Raw genomic sequence first — 18,501 nt, forward strand, 5'->3', positions numbered from 1 at the left:
TGTGGCCCTGCAAACGGGGGACACGCCGTCAAGGTTACAAGAAAATAACAAGGCGCCGGGCGCACGGTTAAGTCATGAAATCACTTACAAGCGACGACGTCGTCGCAGTCCGTGGCGTTCTTACCGATACGCATCCGGTCGATTTCTACGTGCTTGGCGTCGCGGGGGCGATTGACCGTTTGGCCCTCCCGCTGCGCGGACGTGGGATCGCGGTGCACCTTGAGGCGCCCCATCATGGAATGGAAGTGGACAGGAAGTCCGCCACGCTGCTCTACCGGGCGGCGCAGGAGCTCCTGAGCAACATCCATAAATATGCCGACGCGTCCTCCGTGACCGTCCGGCTCTGCTGTGTCTGCCGTTCCGGGGACAACCATGCGGTCCAGCTCCGCATTACCGACGACGGCAGGGGCTTCGACGTTGAGGCCGCCACGCACGGCAGGCACTCGGGCATGGGTCTGAGGCTCATGCGCCTTGCCGTCGGTTCGGCGGGAGGCAACATGGCGATCGAGTCGAGTCCCGCCACGGGAACCCGCGTGACCGTGACCCTCCCGCTGGATTAAGGGCAAGGGACGAGGGCACGTCTCCCTCCTTGCGCCCGTTTCCTACGCGGCTGTGACTGATGTTCGGTCGGGCCAGGGATCCATCGGCAGTGATGATCCCGTGCCGACGAAGGATCCCTGGCCGTCGATACCGTCCGGGGCGCCATAAGCTTCCGGACATTCGCGACCTTCGAAACCGACGAGACCGTAGTCATCGTCGAACCCTTCGAATTCCTCCGGCCCGTCTGGCTGGTCCATCGGCTCGGGCCAGCCGGCCGGTTCCGGACAGTCCGGGGGCGTGCGCCAGTCTTGGTCGGGTGGCAGGTCGGGCAGGCCCGGCCTGCCGGGCCTGCTGAGCTGTTCGCGTCCGGCTCGGTCATCACTACTGAGCATGGTTTGGATTTGTCGTGGCCATTGGGGTGGTTCCCAGTCCTGTTGTTCGCTGGGGTAGGAACGTCCCGCCGGCGAAATCCAGCCGGGCGATTCGTGGGCGGTAGCGCTGACCGGTCTCCACGCCGTGGTGTGTTTCAGTCTGTGGTGTTTCGGGCAGGGCTGGCCAAGGTTGGCGACACCGGTACCGCCGCCGTCTGCCCAGGCCAGGATGTGGTCGGCCTCGTTGTCCAGCGAGTGGTTGTTACAGCTCGGGAATGTGCACTTCGCGTCGCGGAGCCGCAACCACTGGCGCATCGGCTTCGTCAGCCGGTAGCTGGTGCGTCCGATCTCCAGGGGCGCCCCGTCTCGCGGGTCGGTGAGGACCCGGAGGAACGATGTTGCGCCGTCGGCGACGAGCCGGCGGGCCATCGACGGCGGGATCGGCCCGTACCCGTCGAGTGTTGCCGGCTCATCGGACAGGCCGAGTAGCGAGAACACCGGAACGGTGACCAGGACCTGCGCCGTGGGGGACGGCACCTCACCGACCGGCACAAGACCGGACGGCGCATCAGCTACGGGGCCGGAACCTGCGGGGACAGAACCTGCACGCGTCGAACCTGCCGGCACGGAGTCTGCGGGAACCGACTCTGTGGCCGGGCCGTCAACCACGCCGTCAACCGCGCCGTCAACCGGGCCGTCAACCGGGCCGTCAACCGCGCGGACAACCGGGTGGCCTGCGGTGAGCAGCCACGTGGCGAAGGCGTCGACGCGGAGCTGGGTCAGGGTGCGCGTTTCGGTCGGGCCCTGCATGGCGCGGGCGGCGGCGGTGGTGCGGTTCCAGATCCCCGCCGCCTGGTCGGCGGGCAGATAGGCCGAGAACCAGGCCATGCCGTCCCGGTCCGGGACATACTCCAGCCGCCGGTCCTTCACGCTCTTGCAATGGCGTTTCTCGATGCTCACCGGATGGTGCCGCTCCCGCCAATAACGGGCCTTGGCCCGGAACCTCGCCGGAGTCAGCTTCCCCGCCGGGCACCCCCGCGCATATCCGGGCGCGTTCGGGTCCAGGAAATGTGCCTCAAACGCCGCCGCAGCCGCCGGATCCAGCCCGTCCGTTTCATCGCACACGATGCGCGCGTGCTGCCAGGAAATAGTCCCCGCCTGAAGGCTGGCGAGCGTCAACGGCTGGTCGCTGGTTAGCGTGGCGGATTCGACCAGCAGCCGTGCCGCCGACCCCTCACTCACGGTCAGCGCACCAGCAACCTCCGCAGTCACGGACATCTGCCGGACGGTGCGGTCCTGCACGGACGCGCCAGGCGGAGTCATGGCCTCCTCCGCCGCGGTAAAGCCGGCGGCTAGGTGCACTTTTACGGCCGCCAGCCGCGCCTCCATCCCAGCCACTTCCGAAAGCCCGCCCAGGCACGCCTCCGCCTGATCCCCCAGCGGATCCGCCTCACCCTGCAGTAATTCCGTCCCCGCCGGGCCCGGATCAGCCGCCCTGCGGAGCTCAGCAGCCAGTGCAAGAGCGGAGGCACCGATGGCCTCCAACGTCTCTGCAACTGCCTCGTTATCCATACCCAAAGCATGCCATCGGCCTTTGACAAAAACGACGTTGTCCCGGGGCTATGTGGATAACCGGATCTGACCTAAAACCGGGTCAGGATTCCGGGGCGCCCTCAGCCGGCAGCGTGAGGGTGAAAGTGGTGCCAGCCCCGGGTTTGCTCTGGCAGGAGATGTCCCCGCCGTGCCGCTCAACAATGGTCTTGGTGATGGACAGGCCCAGCCCCACCCCGGGAATGGCGGCCTGGCGCGCGGCCTGGGTGCGGAAGAACCGGGTGAAGATGCGCGATGTTTCTTCTTCGCTGATGCCCATGCCCGTGTCCTGGACCTTTAGCTGCACCCACGATTCGCTACGCCGGGCACTCACGGTGACCTTACCGCCGTCGGGAGAGTATTTGATGGCATTGGACACCAGGTTGTCCAGAGCTTGACCGATGCGGAGCGGGTCAGCGTGCGCCCAGAGGGGCGCGGGAACGTCGGTGGTGAGGGAAACGTTGCTGGCATCTGCCTGCGCCTGGACGGAGCCGATGCTGTTCTCGATGAGGCCCGCGAGGTCGGTCCGGCGGGGATGCACAGCCAGGACGGCCGACGCCGACACCAGAAGCTCGGAGACGAGGGAGAGCAGCCGCTCGGCATTGCGCTGGACCACTTCCAGCCGGCGTACGGCATCGGAGCTCAGGGCGTCTGCTTCATCCAGCACAAGGTCCACGTTCCCGAGCACTGACATCAGGGGACTGCGGAACTCGTGGGAGACGTTGGAGATCAGCTCTTCCTTGGCGGAGAGTGCTTCCACCAGGCCCGTGACGTCACTGTAGACGACGACGGCCCCACTGAACCCGCCGTCGTCGTTCTTGATGATCCGGGCAGCAGTGGCGACCGCCCTCTGCGAGGGTCCCTCGCCCATCCACACCAGGTAGTCGGCGAAGGTCTCACCGGCAACGGCACGGCGGATCGGGCGCTTGTCCAAAGGAAGCGGAGTTACCCGGTCCTGCCCGAACATGAGCTGCTGGGCTTCCAGCGGCTGGTCCGTGCCGGAGGGGGCCGCCGCCTGCCGGAAGGTTTGCTGCTGGTTGTTGACCAGTACCTTCTGGCCGTCCGCATCCACGGCCACAATGCCGACGTCGGTGGTGTCCAGGATGGTCTTGAGCAGCCGTTCGCGGTGCCTGCTTTCCACGAGCAGTTCGCGGAGCTCGGCGTCCTTCTTTTCCAGCCGCTGGCGCTGCAGGCGGACGTTGGCGCTGGCAAACCTGATTGCCAGCGATACGGCCAGCATCATTAGCGGCAGCAGAATTGCAGTGGCAATGTCCGAAGGTGAAATCTTGGGAAACTTTTGCACCAGCGTGGGAATGCCGATGAGGAGGGTGCCGAAAAAGCTCAGGAATATGGTGGTGCGCGGGAAGTTGTCGGAGCTGGAAAGCCAGATCACCGGGAATATCGCCAGAACTCCCAGCCCCGCAACGGCGGGAACCGCGCCGTTGCGGGCGAGCCCGATGACCACCATGTCGAGTATCGGAATAACCAAGTAGGCGTTGGGCGGTAGCCGCTCCCAGGGAACCAGAAAGCAGGCGAGAAACGTCGTCACCATCATGGCGATGGCGGCAATGAATACTGGGCTCTCGATCAGTGTGGGCCACACTGCGGGCGCGGCAATGGCCAGCGCGGCGAGGATGACCGTCACCGGGAGCTGGCAGAGCGCCACCTGGACGCGGGGCCGCAGGCGCCGGAAGAAGCGGTCCGTGTCGCGGACCAGCACGTGCTCACCCAATGCGGCTGCGCCCGGTACTGGCCTGCTCTTCCATATTCGGAGACCGCTCGTGTTTATACGAAGACATGATGCCCATTATGCACACCTATTCTTCGGTATTTGGAGGGGGCGGCGCCGCCGTCGAGTGTACGTCCAAAAGATATGGGTAATTTTCGCTCTTTGAGCCCTTCTACGTTGTAGCGTAGGTAATCTGGTAACGCTTACCGCATTGCGCTGGGCTGTGCGGTGGTTTTGCCTGGATAGAGGTAGTGGTGGGTGATCTTGGTGTTGCCGTGGTCATCGAGGATGATGTCGACGTGCGGAATCTCCTCGACGCGGTTTTGCAGCAGGCTGGTTTTGAGGTGCACTCGGCAGGGACCGGCCGTGACGGGGTTGATGTTGCCAGGCAGCGTCAGGCGAACGTTATAACGCTCGACGTCGGTCTCCCGGACATTGACGGGTTCGAAGTCCTTCGGCGCATTCGGCAGTTCAGTGACGCCTACATTGTGATGCTGACCGGCCGGGATGAGGAGCTTGACACCATCACGGCACTTCAGGGCGGAGCGGACGACTACATCGTCAAGCCCTTCCGGCCGCGCGAATTGCGGGCCCGGATAACGGCGATGCTGCGCAGGCCCCGGGTCGCTTCCGGTGATGATGCTCCGTCTTCCGAGGAGTCCGGGCCGGTTGGCTCGGCCGGTCCCGCCGCTGCCGCCGGTTCGCGCCGGGGCACCGTGCTGCAGCACAACGGGCTGGCACTCGACACCGAAACTCGGACCGTTGCCCTGGGCGGCACGCCGCTGGGACTGACCCGGAGCGAATTCGACTTGCTGCACGAGCTGCTGAAGGGAACGGGCGCGGTGCGCACCAGGGCCGATCTGGTGCGTGTGGTGCGGGGCGAGTACTACGGCGAGGACACCTACATCAGCGAAGCCGACGAAAGGGCAGTCGAGGTCCACATCGGCAACCTGCGCCGGAAACTCCGGGAGGACCCGCAGGATCCACGCTGGCTCGTAACCGTGCGGGGCGTGGGCTACCGGCTGGCGCCGAAGCGGGCGGAGTAGGGGAGCGTTACGTTGGCTCGTATGCCTCCGGCGGGAGGTAACCGTCCTTGAGGCCACACACGGTTTGGTCGCCGGTAAGCGCCACAAAGGGCAGCAGCCGGCGGACGGCGGGCAGGTCTCCGCTCTTGACGAGGCGTTCCAGGTTTACCGCCAGCTGGGCCAGCCGTGAGGCACCCACCATCATGGCCGAGTTCTTCAGGCTGAGAACGGCATCCATGGCTGCGTCAGCGTCGTCGTGTTCGACCGAGGCCTCGAGGTAGGTGCGGCGCTTGTCCCAGATCCTGATGTAGTCCCTGGCGAAGTTATGTGCCACTCCAGTGCTGCCCATGTCTTCTTCGAGGTCGTGAAGGACATCCAGGTTTAAGACGGGCAAGGCGGCACTCTCCGATTCGTTGTGAAGCATGCCATCAGGGACGCCAGACGCCGGGACGCAGACGCCGCTGGCGTTGCTCTCGGCTGCTCCGGAACCTGAAATGGACATGACTTAAGGCTACTTTCTGAGGTTGGGAAAACCCTGATTGAGCTTGGATCTTGTGGAAACCCTGCGGGTACCTTGTGGTGGTTGTAAACCTGCGGAAGCCACAACCTCACTGGTTGGCGAAGGTCTCGATGGTGTTGATGACAGCGGGGCCGAGGATGGCAATGAAGAGGACGGGGAAGATGAAGAACAACAGCGGAAAGAGGATCATCACCGGTAGCTTCATTGCCTTTTCCTCGGCACGCTGGCGGCGCTTCACGCGCATCACCTTGGCCTGCACGCGCAACACGCGGCTGATGGCAATGCCGTACGTGTCCGCCTGCACGACGGCCTGCACGAAGCTGCGCAGTTCAGGGAGGTTTGTGCGCTCGGCCAGTGCAAGATAGGACTCACGGCGGCTCCGGCCCACCTGCATGTCCTGGAGGGTACGGACCAGTTCCTCCGCCAAGGGTCCCTTGCCGTTCTCGCCGGCGCGGGACATGGCGCCTTCGAAGCCGAGGCCGGCCTCAACGGAAATCAGCATCTGGTCCAGGGTATTGGCGAGCTCCAGCTGCATGGCCTTCTGCCGCTCCTGTCCCTTGCTGTAAAGCATTAGGTCCGGGATGAAGTATCCCAGGAATAGGACAAAGATGCCCACGAGCTTGATGATCGGCGTCGTCCCGATGGAGCTCAGCCACAGTCCAACGAGACCGCCCACCAGACCCAGGGCGGGCTTGGCCGCGAGCACGCGGCCCAGCGGAAGGTTTGCCGGGCGGCCAGCGAGGGAGAGCAGGTGGTCGAGCTTCTGCACGTAGCTGGCAGGAGTGAGCCTGCGGCCAATTTGTTCAAGCCGGCCGGTGCTGGTTTTCTTCTCCACTTCAGACCGGTGGGTGGCGCCGCTCGAAAGAATTTTGCGGGCAACCGCTTGGCCTTTTTTGTCTGTGGAGAGCAGGGACCAGGCGAGGTAGCCGAGCGGAAGACAGATCAGGAGGAGGGAAAGGAGAATTAAGGGATCCATGGCCGCCTCAGAACTTCAGGTCGATGATCTTGCGCATCCAGAGACCGCCGATGGTCATCAGGATGATCGAGGCAACGATCATGATCCAGCCCAGAACGGTGGAAACCATCTTGTCCATGTAACCCGGGCTGACCACCATGAGCATGGCAACGATGCCGATGGGGAGCGCCATGAGGATGTAGGCGGAGAATTTCCCTTCTGCGGCGAGGGACTTGATATGGCCCTTGATCTCGTTGCGCTCGCGGATCGTCTCGTTGACCTGGTCCAGGACTTCAGCCAAGTTGCCGCCCACTTCACGGTTGATCTGGATGGCTTGGGAGATCCAAACAAAGTCCTCGTTCTGCATGCGCTCCGCAGTGTCGTTGAGTGACACGAGCAGGTCCCGGCCGAGGCTGGTCTCCGAGACGACCCGGCGCATTTCCTCGGAGGTCGGCGCCTGCGATTCGTTGGCCGCTGCATCGATGGCCCGCAGGATACTGTGCCCCGCCCGGAGGCTGCCGGACAGCAATTGCAGGGTGTCGCCTAGCTGGTCTCCGAACTTGGTGCGCCGCTTGCCTGTCAGGAAGCCCAGCACCAGATGGCCTACAAACGGCGCCGCCACTACTGCGAGAATGGCTAGCAAAGGCCCTGCCACCACCAAGCCCACCAGTGCGCCAACGAACGCGCCGATCAGCACCAAGAGCAGGAAGTCTGCCTGGCTCAGTCGAAGGCCCGCGTTTTCCAAGCGTTCACGGTTGAAGTAGCGGACATTCCTATTCGCAAGGAGTCGGTCAATGGAGAGGACCGCGTTGCCGGCGAATCGGGTGAGTTGAGAGTCTGCCTCCATCCGGAACGGACGACGGCGGTCCAACGGCACGGTGGGGGTGGGGGGAATTGTCACCGCGACCCCGGCGAGGGCGATGGCGGCAACCACGAGGATGATTCCTAAGGTCAGGACCATGAACGTCAGTGCTTTCCGCTAAGGGCTAAAGGGGCGCCGAAGACAGCCGCCGAAACGTGTATGCCCATATCTTCAAAGCGGTCGATAAACCGCGGACGGATGCCTGTGGGGATGGGTGAGCCCAGAAACCGTCCGTGCTGGTCCACGCCGGCGGAATAGTCGAAGACGAAGGCATCCTGGAGCGTGACAATGTCGCCCTCCATGCCCTGGACCTCAGTTACGTGCGTGATGCGCCTGGTACCATCTCGGAGACGGGAAATCTGGATGATGAGGTTGACGGCCGAGGCGATCTGCTCGCGGATGGCCCGCAACGGCAGGTCCATTCCCGCCATGAGGACCAGGGTCTCCAGACGCGCGACGGCGTCGCGGGGCGAGTTCGAGTGCACCGTGGACAGCGAACCGTCGTGCCCCGTGTTCATCGCCTGAAGCATGTCGAGGGATTCCCCGCCGCGGACCTCGCCCACCACGATGCGGTCGGGGCGCATTCGGAGCGAGTTCCGGAGCAGTTCGCGAATGGTGACTTCGCCTTTGCCCTCCGTATTCGGCGGCCGGCTCTCCAAGCGCACAACGTGTTCTTGCTGGATCTGTAGTTCTACCGCATCCTCGATGGTCACGATGCGCTCGTTGGCAGGGAGGAACGATGAAAGAACGTTGAGCAGGGTTGTTTTCCCTGTCCCTGTGCCGCCCGAAACAATGATGTTCAGCTTGGCCTTGACGCACGCGTCGAGCAGCTCGGCCATCTCCGGCGTCAGCGTTCCGAAATCGATGAGGTTCTGTACGGTCAACGGCACCTTGCTGAACTTACGGATGGTCAGGGAGGAACCGCCCACTGCCAGCGGAGGAATCACAGCGTTGACACGTGAGCCGTCTTCCAGGCGCGCGTCAACCAGCGGTGAGGACTCGTCGATGCGCCGGCCCACCTTGGAAACAATTCGCTCTATGACCTTGCGCAGGTGGTCCTCAGAGCTGAACCGGGATTCTGTCAGGGTCAGCTGGCCCTTGCGCTCCACATAAATTTGGTCCATCCGGTTCACCATGATTTCCGTGACGGCCGGATCATCAAGCAGCCGCTGCAATGGACCGTAACCCAGCACGTCGTCGGCCACATCTGCGACGAGGCGGGAGCGTTCATCAACGGTAAGCGGAACCTGCTCCGCATCGATGATGCGGATGAGCTCCTCCCGGGCGGTGCTCTGTAGCTCATTCTCGGTAATCGCCGAGTCGTTGAACCTGGCTCCCATCCGTTCGAAGAGAGCAGTCGCGGCACGCTGCTTCAGAGCAGCAAAGACGTCAACCGGCTGCTGAGTTTTGGGTCTGAAGGCGTCCTTCTGGGAGGCTGAAGGATGTTTAGGTTGCATTGCCGTCTCCTGCCGAGCCGGGCTCGGCTGGCCGGGTTCGCGGCGCACTGCAGGTGCACCTGCCGTCTCTGCCTGTGCCGCCGGCGCGTTCCTCGCGGTCCCGGGGCGAGGGGCTGTTATTGCACGAGTCGACGAGGAAGAAGCAGCCGGTGCCACTGATGCGGCCGGGGGAATGGCAGCAGCTGGCTGTGGCTTCGTCTGGGCCGCCTGAATGCGTTCCGACAGCTTCAACTAAACCACCACTCGCCGGTGACTTTTCCGCTGGCTTTTCGCGTGGCCTCCGGGGCCGAACCGCTCTACAAGCTGGTTGAGCCCTTTGACGGCAGAATCCTTTTTGGCTTCCTGAAGTACCGGCACGCCGCGGTTGGTGGAGAATGCAACGGCACGGGAGCGAGGGACGCTTACGTCGACAGGAGCCCCGATGGTCGATTCAATATCCTGAACGGAGAGCCCGCATTTGGCGTCCGCCATGTTCAGAACCACGTGCCTTCCCTCGGGAAGAATGTCCAGTTGACGGAGGATGTCCAGGCCGGAGCGTAGGCCGCGGACGCTGGGAATGTCCATGGCGGTGACCCAAACCACGTCAGTGCAAGCATCCATTGCGGCAAGTCCTATCTCCGGTAGGCCTGGGGCGGTGTCAACAACTACGTATTGGAATTCTTCCGCCAACTGCTCCAACAGGCGGGTAACCTGCTCGGGCGCGATGTGGTCGGCTTCAACAGGATTGTTTGGTGCGCACAGGGCATAGATACTCGACGGGTGAACAGTGAGGAACGCCTTGAGCACCAGGCTGTCCTGGCTGGCGGCGGGGGAGACTGCGTCCGTGACGGTATGCTCCGGGTTGAGGTACAGGCCGGACGCGACGTCGCCGAACTGCAGGTCAAGGTCCACCACCACCACGCTCATCGGCGCGACCTTGCCCAGGCCTATAGCGAGGTTGGTTGCGATGGTGGTCTTACCCACTCCGCCCTTGGGGGAGAAGACGCCGATTACCCGTCCCTTGCTGCTTTCAGCCTGGCGGGGCTGATCTAACCGGTGACGGCTGGCGAAGGACTGGCAGGCGCGCTCAAGCAGCACCCGCAGCTGGGCGGGGTCGGCCGACGGGCTGAGGATGTCGCGGACGCCGGCACGCATGGCCTGCAGGATGAGATCCGGGTCGGGCTCGGAGACGAGAAGGACCGTAAGGTCCGGCACTTGGACGTCGAGCACCGTGGCTAAACGCAGGGCCTCGTCGATAGCGACTTCCGGTCCAAGGATTAGGACCTCCGGCTGTTCCTGGTTGAGCTGCGCGAACAAATCGTAGGGCCCCGCTGGCAGGATGTTCGTGAGGAACGTCTGCACGCCGCCCTGTAGCCCGCCCGCAACCGCCTGCCGCAAACGGTTGTCAAAATCCGTGCTAGGAGTGATGAGGACGAAGCGGCTCACTTGTACACCTCACTCCGCTGAATGATCCGGGGCCCGCTGTCCTTGGAGTTGGTGGGCTCCTTGCTCAGCCACATCTTGGCATATTCGGCAGCGAAGACTATTTTTGCCGCGTCCACATCACTGACAGCAACAGTCAGCATAAGGGAGCCACTGGGGAGGGTGGTGTCCTGCGGATCGGCAGCGTTTAGATCGGCGCTAGCGGTGGGTGCGGGCTGAGCAGTGGCTGCCGGTTCGGGTGCGCGTTGGACAGCTGTCACAAGGGCCTTGCGGACCGTCAGTTTGGTCGTCTCGGGGTCCAGTTTGTCATCCAACCCGCCCTTTTCCAGGTTGACGAACACGCCCACATGGTCACCAGGAGCCAACCGGCCGCCGACCACCCGGTCTGGCTCGAGCTTGAAGGAAACCTCCTGTAAACCAGTCGGGATATTCACTGATCCAGCAACTTTGAGATCCTCCGGGGCGACCAGACGCTCGGAAACCAGCTGCTCGCCGGGAACCAAATCCACCGCAGCGACCTTGCCTTCGGAAGAATCTAGCGACTTCAGCGACGACCCCATCACAGCCGATGCCGGAACATGTTTGGTAGCGAGTGAGGCAGCCATGGATTCAACAGGCGTGCCGGCAGGAATCGCCGTCTTGACCACCAGGACATCCACGGGTTCAAGGTCCGCAACGGCTCGCTGGTCCGCACCTTGGGCATACGAAATTACCAGCATGGCGCCCACGAGGGCCAGGACTACTGCTGCGGCTCCTGCCAACAACCGAGACTTCACGAACTGCTCCTGAGGGGTTTTGAATCACCAAATTGCAATGCTTAGCTGGTTAGTTCGACGACAGCGGCGCCGTAGGGGCTGACGGGGCCAAGCTTGTAGCCGTCCGCCAAGGAGACGTAACTGACGAAATTGCCGATGATGCCGCGGCAGTCACCTTTACACTGCAGGTTCTTGTCGGATGATGAGGCGTTGTTGTAGACCAACGGGAGCTTATCGGCACCGCTGAAGGCCCATCCCTGGACGCTGAAAGAGGCGAAGGCCACCAAGTCGTAGGAGGCCCCGGAGCCGGTGCCGTAGACGTCCTCATAAACCGGGAGCAAGACGGTGACAGATTTGCCTGCGCCAAGTTCAGCCGCCCATTTATTCAGGATCGCACCGCAGTTCGAGGGACCATCGTTACCGGTGTCGCTACCACTCTGGTTGACAGTCAGGTTAACAAAGCCGCCGCACTGGTCTGTGCTCTGAACGATCCAAGCAAAGCCACCGGGTACTGTCTTTCCGGCAGGGCCAAGGCTGCAATCAGTGTTCTCGTTGGAAGTGTGGATCTGCAGCAACTGGGTTGCACCGTCCACCATGCCTGAAACCTGGCAAACCGAAAATGCCAGGGGGAAGGGTGTGGTGCCCTCGACAGGACTTCCCCAGCGTACCCCGGACGTGGCCGCTACTTCGGAGCTGGGGATTCCGAGGACTGCGGCAAAGAAAAGGGAGACGCTGTTCGTGGTACTTCCAGCTTCTTTTGCCCCGGCCGTCACTTGGACAGTGCGGTTGGGTTTGTCGAGGGCTATGGACTTGATATTGCTAAGTCCATCCAGCGCATTCTTATTGGCCAGGTCTGCTGCCATTGGCGCCGTTGCGGAGCAGTTGGTATCCGCCTCGTTCTTGGCGCATTTTTGAGCCACCATCAAAGCGGTAGCATCAGAGCCGTTCTGGAGCTGGGCGCGTTCGGAGTAAAGCTTTGCAACGTCAATAGCGATCGCAGCGAACCCGAGCATCACTACCATCAGAACTGCGACGATGACGGCAATTGCGCCGCGCTCCTCATCAGAAGAAACCCTTAGCCGCCGCAAAGCATGGTGCCTTTCCCTGTCATCGCAAACGGGCCGGCGATCCCCGTCAGCGTGCTGAGGTTGTAGCTCACGATGACTGTCATCTGTGACCCGACCGTACAATCGGCGGCGCTGAATGCGATGTTGCCGTCGGCCAAGGTCGGGTTCAGTTGCGTTGCAGCGTTTTTCGCCGCGGTACGTGCGGTGGTCAGGCTATTGTTTATGGCCATCGACCGCACGCTTTCACGGGCGGCGTTGGTCAATGTGGTTTGCACGTTGTAGGCCCGTCCGAATTCCATGATTCCGAGCAAGATCATGACCAGGACAGGGGCCAGAAGGGCCAGTTCAACGGCCACTGCTCCACGTTCGGAGGCCTTGTCCATCGAGGTGCCTTCCTAACGTCGGTAGTGGGTGGCGAAAGCCAAGGACCTGTACCACCCACTGCCAGCGAACGATGCTTAGCTGCAGGTACCCGTTGTAGCAGGAGCGACAGGCGCCACGTAGGTGGTTTTGCCCTGCACCTTGCAAGAAACTTCATTAAAGGTCTTGGAAAGACCACCACTGAGGAAGGTCACGGCGACGATGATGACGACGGCGATGAGGGCGACCATGATGCCGTATTCGACAGCGGTCGCGCCTTTTTCGTCGCGACGGACCTTGGCAGCAGCGTTAGAGAAGAAAGCCAGCATTTTTACTCCTGAGCGAGTGTTGGGAAGCTGGTCCATCACCAGCTCTGCAAAAAAGTTAGCAAGCCAATTCGCCCAAAATATGGAACTTGCAGCTTCCTGTGACAAGCCTTGCCGAACGTTGTTGTTACTGCGTTTGCTGTACAGATCCTGCGGTATTCATGCGGATATGGTGTGCCTCCTTGGAGGCGTAATCGCGCAAAAGGACCCTCCGGTTCCACGAACCGAAGGGCCCCCGAGAAGCGAAACCTACCCCGCAAACATCGAAATAATGCTCATCACGGTCGGACCAAGGACCACGATGAACAGCGTGGGCAGGATGAAGAAGATCAGCGGGAACAGCATCTTCACCGGCATCTTCATGGCGTGTTCCTCGGCGCGCTGTTTCCGTTTGATCCGCATGTCCTCGGCCTGGGTCTTGAGGACGCCGGCGATGGCAACGCCGTACGCGTCCGCCTGGACCACGGCCCGGATGAAGCTGCGGACGTCCGGCACATCCACGCGCTCTGCCATCGCGAGGTAGGCGTCCTTCCGAGACCGGCCCACTTGGATGTCCTGGAGCGTGCGAATCAGCTCTTCGGCCATTGGACCGTTGCCGCTGCTGCCGGCGCGTCCCATCGCCGCTTCGAACCCGAGGCCGGCCTGGACTGAGATCAGCATGTGGTCCAGAGTGACCGGCAGGTCCAGTTGGATGGCCTCCCGCCGCTTCTGCGCCCGGTTGCGCACCAGCAGGTCGGGAGTGAAGTAGCAGAGCGCCGTCACACCCAACAGGATCAGGAACCGCTGGGCCGACGGGCTGCCGGCAAAGAACAGGTACCCGGGGACGGCGCCTCCGAAGGCAAGCAGCGGCTTGACCAGGATGAGCCGGGCCAAGGGCCAGTCCTTGGGCCGGCCAGCGCCCGCGAGTTGCCGGTCCAGCCACGCGCCATAGCCCTTCGGCATGATGCGCTGGCTGGCCAGCATCAGTTTCTCGTTGACGCTCAGCGCGGGACCCTTAGCTTTGGACACACGGCCAAGGTTTGCCTGGATATTGCGAAGCCCCGCCCGGTCACCGGTGAAGACAAACCACGTCACGACAGTCACAGGTGCGACTACCGCCAGAATCGCCGCATAAGCCACAGGCTGCATATTGACCACCTTCTTTCTAAAACTTGGGTTTGACAATCCGGCTGAGCCAGAAGCCGCCGGCGGTGAGCAGCACGACTGCCGCGGCGATCATGAGGTAACCGGGCAGGGTGCTGGTGAAGGTGCGGGAGTACATCTCGTTGAACAGCGTCAGTCCGATGAACATCACAACTGGCAGGGCCATGAGGACGATCGCCGACATCCGGCCCTCAGCACTCAGCGCCCGGATCTGGCCGCGCACCTGGTTGCGGTCGCGGACGGTATCGCCCAAGTGGTCCAGCACCTCCGCCAGATCCCCGCCCACCTCCCGGTGGATCTCTATGGCCTGCGAGATGGAGTGAAAATCCTCGCTCTGCGTCCGCGTGGCCACGTCCGCCAGCGATTCGCCGAGGTCGCGCCCGATCCTGGTCTCATTGACGATCCGGCCCAGTTCCTCCGACATCGGCGGCTGACCCTCCTGCCCGGCCGCGTCCACAGCCCGAAGCAGGCTGTGCCCGGCCCTCAGGCCGCCGGAAAACATCTGCAGCGTGTCCGGTACCTGCTGGTCGAACTGCCGACGGCGGCGCCCCGCCAGGGCGTTTAGCAGCAGGTGCAGTCCCAGCGGGGATAGCAGAGCCAGGAGGACAGCGGCGAAAAGGCCGCCGAGGAAGAAACCGACGACGGCGGCCGTCAGGGTTATGACCCCCGCCATGATCAGGTAGTCGCCCGGTTCCTTCTTGAGGCCGCACTCATCCAGCCGCTCCTGGCTGAGCAGGCCAGGTCCCCGCTTCCTGAGGCCCTTGTTCAGCACCCCCACGGCCTGGTCGGTGAGCCTGGTCAGCGATGAGGTCTGGGCTGGGACGTCGGGCCGGCGGCGGGACAGCGGAATGCCCGAATGTGGCCTGAGGGCCACGCCGAAGACCAGGAAGAGCGCGAGGTATAGCAGTACCAGCGCCACCACGAAAACGCCGGAGTCGCCTGCCACCGTCACCGCCCCCTTGCCGGCGCAACGCCGGGGAGGGATGCCCCGAACACGGCAGGCGAGATCTCGATGCCGAGCTCGGCGAAACGCTCCGTAAACCGTGGCCGGACGCCCGTCGGCACCGGCTTCCCTAGGAAGCGGCCGTTGGCGTCCAGGCCCGCCGAGTAGTCGAACACGAAGGCGTCCTGGAGGGTGACAGTGTCGCCCTCCATGCCCTGCACCTCCGTGACGTGGGTGACGCGGCGGGAGCCGTCACGCATCCTGGTGATGTGGACGATCAGGTTGACCGCGGAGGCCAGCTGTTCGCGCACTGCCCGGAGCGGAAGGTCCATGCCGGCCATCAGCACCAGAGTTTCAAGGCGGGCGATGGCGTCCCGCGGCGAGTTGGCGTGCACGGTGGAGATGGAACCGTCGTGGCCGGTGTTCATGGCCTGCAGCATGTCGAGGCATTCGCCGCCGCGGACCTCGCCCACCACAATCCTGTCCGGCCTCATACGGAGCGAGTTCCGGACCAGGTCCCTTATGGACACCTCACCTTTGCCCTCGATGTTCTGCGGGCGGCTTTCCAGCCGGATGACGTGATCCTGCTGGAGCTGGAGTTCAACGGCGTCTTCGATGGTCACGATCCTGTCCTCCGGCGGGATGAAGCCCGACAGCACATTCAGGAGGGTGGTCTTGCCCGTGCCGGTGCCGCCGGAAACGATGATGTTCATCCGGGCCACGACGCAGGCGTTCAGGAGCTCTGCCATCTCGGGGGAGAGGCTTCCCAAGGACACTAGGTCATGGACTGTCAGTGCGTCCCTGCCAAACTTCCGGATGGTCAGGGCCGGTCCGTTGACGGCCAGCGGCGGAATGATGGCATTGACGCGCGAGCCGTCCGCAAGCCGTGCATCCACAAGCGGGGAGGACTCATCGATGCGGCGGCCCACCTTGGACACGATCCGGTCGATCACCCGGCGCAACGATTCATCCGAACTGAACTTCGTGTCCGTGGGGAAAATGCGGCCCTGACGTTCCACATAGACCTGGTCATAGCGGTTCACCATGACCTCGGTAATGGACGGGTCATCTAGGAACCGCTGGATGGGGCCGTGGCCGAGGACGTCGTGGATGATGTCCCGGATGAGCCGCTGCCTCTCGGGACCCGACAGTGGAACCTGCTCCTCGTCCACGACAGCTTTAAGTTCATCGCGGACAAACTGGTGCAGCTCCTCGTCCTCGAGGGCGGAGTCGGTGAGGCGTGAACCCAGCCGTTCAAAGAGCGTTTGGGTTGCCCGTTCCTTCAGCGCATTCAGGGCTTCGCTGGCAATGGAAGCAACGGCTGGCATCTCCAAAGCTGCGGTGGCGCTCGCCGCCGAGCCCGCCGCCTGCTCCTCATGCTTCCTGCCGAGCGTTGTGGCAGCCGGTTTGGGCTTGAAGACGTCGGCGGCCTGTGGCTTCCCGGGGTCGGGTTTGGCCTCCCCCCGGAGGTTCTGGAACCGGTCTGTGAGGTTCACTGGACTACCGCCCTTCTGTGCAGCTTCTTGTGAGGTCTTTCTTCCCAGTTCGGTTTGAACCGCTCCACCAACTGGCGGAGCCCCTTGCCGGCCGTGTCCCGGCTGCCGTCCTGCAGGATCGGTACTCCCGTGTTCGTGGAGAAGGGCAGGGTCCTGGAACGGGGGAGGGCAACATCCACGGGGGCACCGATGGTTGCCTCGATGTCTTGCAGCGTCAGGCCAGCCCGCCGGTCCGTCATGTTCAGCACAACGTGCCGTTTCTCCGGGACGAGGCCGAGCTCGGACAGGATCTGGAATCCTGTCCGGAGGCCGCGAATGCTGGGAATGTCCATTCCGCAGATCCAGACGGCGTCCGTGGCTTGCTCCAGCGTTGCCAGGACGTGCTCGCCCAGCCCCGGTGCCGTGTCCACCACGATGTAGTGGAATTCCTCGCGCAGCTGGTTGAGGAGACGTGTGACCTGTTCACCGGAAATCCTGTCCATCTCGATCGGATTCCTGGGGGCACACAGGGCATAGATTCCGGCGGGGTGGACGGTCAGGTAGGTCTTGAGGACCATGGAATCCTGGCCCGCCGCGCCCACCACGGCGTCGGTGATGGTGTGTTTAGGGTCCAGCATCAACCCGCTGGCAACATCGCCGAACTGGAGGTCCAGATCCACGATCACTACGCTCATCGGGGCGGACTTGCCCAGGCCGACGGCGAGATTGGTTGCCACAGTGGTCTTGCCCACCCCGCCTTTGGGGGACATGACAGCGATGACCCGCCCGCCCGCGCCCTGGTCGGCGTGCTCTGACGCCCCAGGGGCCAAACCACGACGGCGGCCTGCCGCCGCGAGGCTCGCACGCTCCAGCAGGACACGGATGGCGTCAGGGGCCGCGGCAGGATCGAGCAGGTCGCGTACGCCTGAGCGCATGGCCTGGAGAACAACTTCCGTGGTCTCCTCAACCACCAGCACTACGCTGATCTCCGGGTACTGAAGGTCCATGACCGATGCCAGTTTCAGGGAGCCGTCAACCGGCAGGCCGGGTCCGAGGATCAGCACCTCAGGAGGTTCGCCGACAAGCTGCCGCAGGAAGTCCTGCGGGCTTTCGGGCAGGTAGTCCGCCTGGAACACTCGCAGCGAGCCGTGCATGCCAGACACGGCCAGCTGGATGCGGCGCTCGAAGTCGGCGTTTGGGGTGATGAGGACAAAGCGGCTCATCGGAACAACCTTCCGGTGTTCACTACGCCTGAAGTACCCTCCACAGCGTTCGCTGGTTCCTTTGAGAGATACACGCTTCCAAACTCGGTGGTGAAGACAATCCGCTCGGCGTCGGCGGAGTTGCGGGCCAAGGTGATGAGATAGGTGCCATTCGACGACGCGGACTTCTTTGAGTTGAGGGCGCCCTTCGTTGAATCCTGCTCGGCCGTGGTCTCCTGGGACGTGGCTGTGCTGCCGTTGCTGAACTGCGCCGCCGTGACCAAAACCTTATGAAATGTCAGTTGCGTTCCGCCGGACTTCGCCGCAGAGTCGTCGACGGAAAGGAAGACGCCCACGGTGTCCCCGGCCGTCAGGGTGCCGCCCACTACCCGTTCGATCGGCAGCTTGAGGGTGATCTCCTGCATGCCCGCAGGAACTTGGACGCGGGCTGGCCCGAGGATGGAATCGGCGCCCACCATCCGCGTGGTGAGGAGCTGCTCGCCCGGCATCAGGTCCACGGCGGCTACCTTTTGGCCTACCTGGTTTAGGTCCGTCACGGCTCCCGCAGCCACAGCCAGCTTTGGTACGTCTTTCCGGACTACGGCGCCTGCCGCCTTACTGATGCCGGTGCCGGCCGCGATGGTTTTCTCCACTACGTAGACAGATTCGGTTTCCGTGTCCGCGAGGGCGCGTTTATCCGCATTCTGCACATAATTGACCAGCAGGACGGTTCCAATAATTGCCACCAATAAAGCGGCA

The 18,501-nt window shown here is 63.1% G+C and carries 18 protein-coding genes; 2 read left to right on the forward strand and 16 right to left on the reverse strand.

What is annotated here, in order from left to right:
• The first annotated feature begins 74 nt into the window (after positions 1-74).
• Positions 75-560, forward strand: a complete 486-nt coding sequence (locus tag G9E11_RS18120) for a sensor histidine kinase (RefSeq protein ID WP_190608229.1) — start codon at positions 75-77, stop codon at positions 558-560.
• A 42-nt stretch (positions 561-602) separates the two neighbouring features.
• Here G9E11_RS18120 and G9E11_RS18125 read toward each other — a convergent pair whose 3' ends face one another.
• Together G9E11_RS18125 and G9E11_RS18130 are read right to left on the reverse strand one after the other, a co-directional pair.
• Positions 603-2,483 carry an HNH endonuclease signature motif containing protein gene (locus tag G9E11_RS18125; RefSeq protein WP_190608231.1) on the reverse strand — a complete coding sequence of 627 codons (1,881 nt, stop codon included), beginning with the start codon at positions 2,481-2,483 and terminating at the stop codon, positions 603-605.
• An 82-nt stretch (positions 2,484-2,565) separates the two neighbouring features.
• Entirely contained in the window at positions 2,566-4,233 is a 1,668-nt protein-coding gene (locus tag G9E11_RS18130) for a sensor histidine kinase (RefSeq protein ID WP_190608233.1), read from the reverse strand.
• 251 nt (positions 4,234-4,484) lie between these two features.
• On the opposite strand from G9E11_RS18130, the gene G9E11_RS18135 reads away from it, so the two are divergent.
• Complete coding sequence (locus tag G9E11_RS18135; RefSeq protein WP_190608235.1) at positions 4,485-5,276, forward strand: response regulator transcription factor; 792 nt, start codon at positions 4,485-4,487, stop codon at positions 5,274-5,276.
• A gap of 7 nt (positions 5,277-5,283) precedes the next feature.
• On the opposite strand, the gene G9E11_RS18140 is transcribed toward G9E11_RS18135, so the two are convergent.
• From G9E11_RS18140 to cpaB (G9E11_RS18205), 14 genes are all read right to left on the reverse strand, one after another.
• Positions 5,284-5,757 (reverse strand): Hpt domain-containing protein, encoded by a 474-nt coding sequence (locus G9E11_RS18140; RefSeq protein WP_190608237.1) that lies wholly within the window; start codon positions 5,755-5,757, stop codon positions 5,284-5,286.
• Between the two features lie 106 nt (positions 5,758-5,863).
• Positions 5,864-6,751: a type II secretion system F family protein gene (locus G9E11_RS18145; RefSeq protein WP_190608239.1), complete on the reverse strand. Its 888-nt coding sequence runs from the start codon at positions 6,749-6,751 to the stop codon at positions 5,864-5,866.
• A gap of 7 nt (positions 6,752-6,758) precedes the next feature.
• Positions 6,759-7,691: a type II secretion system F family protein gene (locus G9E11_RS18150; protein WP_190608241.1), complete on the reverse strand. Its 933-nt coding sequence runs from the start codon at positions 7,689-7,691 to the stop codon at positions 6,759-6,761.
• Positions 7,692-7,696: 5 nt separating this feature from the next.
• A complete protein-coding gene (locus G9E11_RS18155; RefSeq protein ID WP_246469012.1) occupies positions 7,697-9,049 on the reverse strand; it encodes a TadA family conjugal transfer-associated ATPase in 1,353 nt (450 codons plus the stop codon).
• A gap of 231 nt (positions 9,050-9,280) precedes the next feature.
• Entirely contained in the window at positions 9,281-10,474 is a 1,194-nt protein-coding gene (locus G9E11_RS18160; protein WP_190608245.1) for a CpaE/TadZ family protein, read from the reverse strand.
• A complete protein-coding gene (cpaB, locus tag G9E11_RS18165; protein ID WP_194718343.1) occupies positions 10,471-11,190 on the reverse strand; it encodes a Flp pilus assembly protein CpaB in 720 nt (239 codons plus the stop codon). The genes G9E11_RS18160 and cpaB (G9E11_RS18165) overlap by 4 nt, the downstream gene beginning before the upstream one ends.
• Before the next feature lie 98 nt (positions 11,191-11,288).
• Complete coding sequence (locus G9E11_RS18170) at positions 11,289-12,314, reverse strand: pilus assembly protein TadG-related protein (RefSeq protein WP_190608249.1); 1,026 nt, start codon at positions 12,312-12,314, stop codon at positions 11,289-11,291.
• The gene (locus tag G9E11_RS18175; RefSeq protein ID WP_190608251.1) at positions 12,302-12,676 is read right to left on the reverse strand and encodes a TadE/TadG family type IV pilus assembly protein; all 375 of its coding nucleotides are present in this window, start codon (positions 12,674-12,676) and stop codon (positions 12,302-12,304) included. The genes G9E11_RS18170 and G9E11_RS18175 overlap by 13 nt, the downstream gene beginning before the upstream one ends.
• A gap of 75 nt (positions 12,677-12,751) precedes the next feature.
• Entirely contained in the window at positions 12,752-13,087 is a 336-nt protein-coding gene (locus tag G9E11_RS18180) for a Flp family type IVb pilin (protein ID WP_246469013.1), read from the reverse strand.
• Between the two features lie 141 nt (positions 13,088-13,228).
• The gene (locus tag G9E11_RS18185; RefSeq protein ID WP_190608253.1) at positions 13,229-14,107 is read right to left on the reverse strand and encodes a type II secretion system F family protein; all 879 of its coding nucleotides are present in this window, start codon (positions 14,105-14,107) and stop codon (positions 13,229-13,231) included.
• 16 nt (positions 14,108-14,123) lie between these two features.
• Entirely contained in the window at positions 14,124-15,068 is a 945-nt protein-coding gene (locus G9E11_RS18190; RefSeq protein WP_311764403.1) for a type II secretion system F family protein, read from the reverse strand.
• A gap of 2 nt (positions 15,069-15,070) precedes the next feature.
• On the reverse strand, positions 15,071-16,561 hold the full coding sequence (locus G9E11_RS18195) for a TadA family conjugal transfer-associated ATPase (RefSeq protein WP_190608257.1): 1,491 nt from the start codon (positions 16,559-16,561) through the stop codon (positions 15,071-15,073).
• On the reverse strand, positions 16,558-17,763 hold the full coding sequence (locus tag G9E11_RS18200; RefSeq protein WP_190608259.1) for a CpaE/TadZ family protein: 1,206 nt from the start codon (positions 17,761-17,763) through the stop codon (positions 16,558-16,560). Before G9E11_RS18200 ends, G9E11_RS18195 begins: the two co-directional genes overlap by 4 nt.
• Positions 17,760-18,488, reverse strand: coding sequence for a Flp pilus assembly protein CpaB (gene cpaB / locus G9E11_RS18205; protein ID WP_311764404.1), 729 nt, complete (start codon positions 18,486-18,488; stop codon positions 17,760-17,762). The genes G9E11_RS18200 and cpaB (G9E11_RS18205) overlap by 4 nt, the downstream gene beginning before the upstream one ends.
• Positions 18,489-18,501: the final 13 nt, after the last annotated feature.

It is taken from the genome of Arthrobacter ipis (assembly GCF_014694315.1).
Classification (GTDB): Bacteria; Actinomycetota; Actinomycetes; order Actinomycetales; family Micrococcaceae; genus Arthrobacter; species Arthrobacter ipis.

Excerpts from the sequence above, each read along its gene's own strand:
- G9E11_RS18120 (WP_190608229.1), top strand. The coding sequence starts at position 75 with ATGAAATCACTTACAAGCGACGACGTCGTCGCAGTCCGTGGCGTTCTT.
- G9E11_RS18125 (WP_190608231.1), bottom strand. The coding sequence starts at position 2,483 with ATGGATAACGAGGCAGTTGCAGAGACGTTGGAGGCCATCGGTGCCTCC.
- G9E11_RS18140 (WP_190608237.1), bottom strand. The coding sequence starts at position 5,757 with ATGTCCATTTCAGGTTCCGGAGCAGCCGAGAGCAACGCCAGCGGCGTC.
- G9E11_RS18145 (WP_190608239.1), bottom strand. The coding sequence starts at position 6,751 with ATGGATCCCTTAATTCTCCTTTCCCTCCTCCTGATCTGTCTTCCGCTC.
- G9E11_RS18150 (WP_190608241.1), bottom strand. The coding sequence starts at position 7,691 with ATGGTCCTGACCTTAGGAATCATCCTCGTGGTTGCCGCCATCGCCCTC.
- G9E11_RS18155 (WP_246469012.1), bottom strand. The coding sequence starts at position 9,049 with ATGCAACCTAAACATCCTTCAGCCTCCCAGAAGGACGCCTTCAGACCC.
- cpaB (WP_194718343.1), bottom strand. The coding sequence starts at position 11,190 with ATGCTGGTAATTTCGTATGCCCAAGGTGCGGACCAGCGAGCCGTTGCG.
- G9E11_RS18175 (WP_190608251.1), bottom strand. The coding sequence starts at position 12,676 with ATGGACAAGGCCTCCGAACGTGGAGCAGTGGCCGTTGAACTGGCCCTT.
- G9E11_RS18185 (WP_190608253.1), bottom strand. The coding sequence starts at position 14,107 with ATGCAGCCTGTGGCTTATGCGGCGATTCTGGCGGTAGTCGCACCTGTG.
- G9E11_RS18200 (WP_190608259.1), bottom strand. The coding sequence starts at position 17,763 with ATGAGCCGCTTTGTCCTCATCACCCCAAACGCCGACTTCGAGCGCCGC.